At 61.6% G+C, this 930-nt stretch carries 1 protein-coding gene; it reads right to left on the reverse strand.

The window, feature by feature from the left end:
• On the reverse strand, nucleotides 1–917 hold a 917-nt coding region (locus AWB74_RS46290), incomplete at its 3' end, for an IS481 family transposase (RefSeq protein ID WP_143749556.1).
• Nucleotides 918–930: the final 13 nt, after the last annotated feature.

Below are 930 nucleotides of genomic sequence, written 5' to 3' on the forward strand. Positions count from 1 at the left end.
CTGTAGCGCGTGGCCGGGGTGGCCATGCCGATGCCTGCATGCGGGCGTTCGAAGTTGTAGATATCGCGCCAGCGATCGAATTCGGCTTGCGCCTGGTCCGGGCCGGTAAAGCTGCGATTGTTGAGCACTTCGGCCTTGAACGAGCGATGAAAGCGCTCGTCCTTGCCGTTGGTCTGCGGATGATAGGGACGGCTATAGCTGACATGGATACCCTGCCGAATCAGCCAGATGGCCAGCTCGGTGAGCTCACCGGGCTTGCTCGGCGTGCCCCACGGCGCGCCGTTGTCGGTGTTGATCTGCCGCGGCAGGCCGTATTGAGCGAAGGCGCGCTGCAGATGCTCGCGCACCGTCTGGCCGTTCTGGGCGCTGCACGCCTGCAGCACGATGTTGAATCGCGAATGATCGTCCAGCACCGTGAGCGGATGACAGCGGGTGCGATCGAGCAGTGCGAAATGGCCCTTGAAGTCCATCTGCCAAAGCTCGTTGGGCGCGTCGCGCTCGAAACGCGTCCAGGCCGTGGCATTAGCCGAGGCTTGCTCGCTGATGCATCCATGGCGACGCAGAATCGAATTGACCGTGCTATCGGCAGGCACGCCTTGCAATCCCCGATCGCGCAAGCGCCGGGCGATCTTGTGCGCGCTCCAGGCGGGATGTCTGATGCGCATTTCGAGTACGTGCGCCTCCATTTCTTCAGAGGTTCGATTCGGACTGGCGTGCGGCTGTCTGGAACGGTCGGCCAAGCCTTCCAGTCCGTGAGCCGTGTAGCGCTCGATCCATTTGTAGCCAGTCTGCCGGCTCACGCCAAAGCGTCGGCACAGTTCGCTGAAGGGGATTTCTGCTTTCACGGCAAGCGTGACGAATTCGAGGCGAAGTTGCATGGTGTTTTGCGGGTTCCAAGGCATGGTCAGTCCAGGCATTTCGATGCCCAAA

Source organism: Caballeronia arvi (genome assembly GCF_001544695.2).
Classification (GTDB): Bacteria; Pseudomonadota; Gammaproteobacteria; order Burkholderiales; family Burkholderiaceae; genus Caballeronia; species Caballeronia arvi.